At 64.6% G+C, this 2,585-nt stretch carries 3 protein-coding genes and 1 pseudogene; all 4 read right to left on the bottom strand.

Going from position 1 to position 2,585, the window contains the following annotated elements:
* On the bottom strand, positions 1-404 hold a 404-nt coding region (locus ACWEF2_RS31570), incomplete at its 3' end, for a transposase family protein (RefSeq protein WP_453819904.1).
* Positions 405-450: 46 nt separating this feature from the next.
* A pseudogene (locus ACWEF2_RS31565) lies at positions 451-993 on the bottom strand (helix-turn-helix domain-containing protein); the annotation flags it as partial.
* Between the two features lie 103 nt (positions 994-1,096).
* On the bottom strand, positions 1,097-2,179 hold the full coding sequence (locus tag ACWEF2_RS31560; RefSeq protein WP_453819903.1) for a Wadjet anti-phage system protein JetD domain-containing protein: 1,083 nt from the start codon (positions 2,177-2,179) through the stop codon (positions 1,097-1,099).
* On the bottom strand, positions 2,176-2,585 hold a 410-nt coding region (locus ACWEF2_RS31555; RefSeq protein WP_453819902.1), incomplete at its 5' end, for a hypothetical protein. The genes ACWEF2_RS31555 and ACWEF2_RS31560, both read right to left, overlap by 4 nt.

Below are 2,585 nucleotides of genomic sequence, written 5' to 3'. Positions count from 1 at the left end.
CGCGATACAACCGGACAGCCTGCTGCTTCTTGCCCAGGCCCATTCGCCAACACCTCCAAGGACGAAGTGTTGCGAGCACCGATTGAATCCGCCCTCAACCCCTCGATCTGCTCGGTGAAAGTCCGGCGCGCACAGTCACCTGCGTCACAAAACAGCCGCCGTACGGACAGGTCGATGACCACCGGTCGCCCGCCCACGGCGAGATCGTCCAGGTGACGTTGATACCGGCTGTGGATACGACGTGCCGGTGAACCGCAGTCCGGGCACGGTATGAAGGTACCCGCCCGGGACCAGGCGGCGATTCGCACCACCCCGTCCACGACATCGACCCGCTCCACCAGCACCGCATCAAGATACGGAAAGACGATGCGCAGCAGTTCTTCGCACAACCGCCACCATGCCACCAACGTGACTTTCCGTCACCCGTCACGAAAATCTTGCCAGAGCCCAGGCTCTGACCGGATTCGTCGGCGAACACCAGCCACGATCCCCAAGCCGCCCAGGTGCTTTTATCGCCGGCCACACCCTCCTCGTCCACTCCGCGACCCGCGCGTTGTCGCGCCGGGCGGCCCGGTGCGCCGGCACCTGGAACGACCAGCCCAGCCGTCTCAGCAGATAGGCCACCCCACGGGCGGTGTAGGACACGTGGAACGTCTCAGCGATCAGCGTGGCAACCCGCGGCGCCGTCCAGCGCTGGTCACCCCACCCATAGGTGGCGGCTCCCTGCTCCAGCGCCGTCTCCAGATACATCAGCTGCTCATCGGTCAGCTTGCAGCCGGTGCCGGTGGCTCCCTTGGAGGCCAGCGCGGCCTTGCCACCGGCCTGCCATGCCCGATGCCACTCATAGGCCGACTTGCGCGTCACACCCAGCAGGCGGCCCACCCGCAGGGGCTTGATGCCTCCAGCGAACATGTCCGCCGCCCGTAGCCGCAGTTCCTGCCGCTGTTTCCGAACTCGCGCAGACAGCCCTCCGCTTCTGTCTGAATACCTCATACATCCAGGTTGTCACCCGCGAAAACGATCACCGACCAGTGGGGCGAGAACGTGTCACGCCTACATTTCTTGATCAGTACAGCAACGCACTGGACGTGACCTATCACAGATCGTTTCGCCACGAAACATCACGTTGTAGCAGCACCGTTTCAGTGGCTTCCTGCGGCAACCGATCCCCGGCGACAAGGATGTCAGCTGCCCGGCGACGGACGGTGGTGGGCAGCCAAGAGGCGCGTCGTTCGGCGATGAGCGGATCGACACGTTTAAGGGCTGGCGCTCGGATGTCTTGCTGGACAAGAAGCTGGTAGAGGCCGGCGGCGGGACGGACCGGCGGGAGTCCCAAAGCTGCGGCGGACACGTTAGCCCGCTGCGGGATGGTCATTCCGTCATCGTCAAGATCGCCGTAGTAGGCGATGTCCGTCACGTCGACCAGCCTCCTGATACGGGCGACGGACGCCTCGAAGGCGTGGCCACCGCCGAATGCCACGTAACCAACTTGCCCGCAGTTGCCAGCCAGTAATGTGCTGATGGTTTCGAAGGTGTCGCTGTTCTCGATCACCAGGACGATGCCGCCGACGCCGACGCGTTCGTAGGCCAAGGGCGGCGGGATCCGCTTGGCGAACAGTGTGGCTAGGGTGAGGCGGCCGGGCGCGAACAAGGTGGTGGCCACGAGTGCGTCAAGGCGCTTCTCATCACCGAAGACCTCTAAGGAGCGCTCGCGCATGGGTACGATGGTCCGCCGGTCGTCGTCCCCGTCGGTGTCACGCAGCCACCGATTGATCGTCTTGAGGACCTCAATCTGCGTAGTGGTCAGTCGGTCTGTCCCTGCCCAGAAAAGCTCGCGACGCCAAACGACGGGTGCCGTCGCGCGAACAGATCGGGTCTCCGGCTTCGGCGACAGGGGCAGACGGAGCCAGCGCGGCAGCGGTGGCTGTGCGTTGTCCCATCCGGCACGACCGCGTGGCAGCTCAACCAGGTGATGCTCGGCGAGTTCATCGAGGAGCGCGGAAAGAACGGGGCGGCCTTGCGATGTCCCGGCTGTCCCTGGACATGCCTGGACAAATGCAGTGAGGATCGCGGCCTGCTCGACGCGGCGTTCCGCCGCCGAGTTCAGGATCGCTGATAGGCAGGCCGCCGATTCCGACAGCCGTCGGTCGGCCCCCTCGTCACCGCGGCCGTCGCTCACCGATCGTCACCCATCTCGTCGTAGCTCTCCTGCTGCACCTCTTCGCTGGCATTGGGCATGGCATCAAGCTCGCGCGGCTTCACCAGCAACCGCGCGGCAGAGACGCGGCCGGTAATACCGTCCTCGTCCGGCGCTGTCTCGCCGACGATGCGATCGATGATGTGCAGATGCCTTATCCCCGTGCGCTGATCGGCATCATTTCGCAGCCGGATGCATAGCGGGAACGTGGCCAGCACCCGGTCTTCCATGTTCCCGGTGGTATAGATCAGCTGGACGCCGAGTGCGGCGGCCATGTTCATCTGCAGGCTCAGCGGGCCCTCTCCCCAATGTGTGGACACCTTGAGTGCCGGATGATGGACATCCGGAGGCAAGGAGTTCCACGTGGCGATGAAGTCGTATCCGCCGG

Source organism: Streptosporangium sp. NPDC004631 (assembly GCF_053601935.1).
The sequence above is the reverse complement of the archived record's forward strand: the minus strand, read 5'-3'. Positions and strand labels throughout refer to the sequence as shown.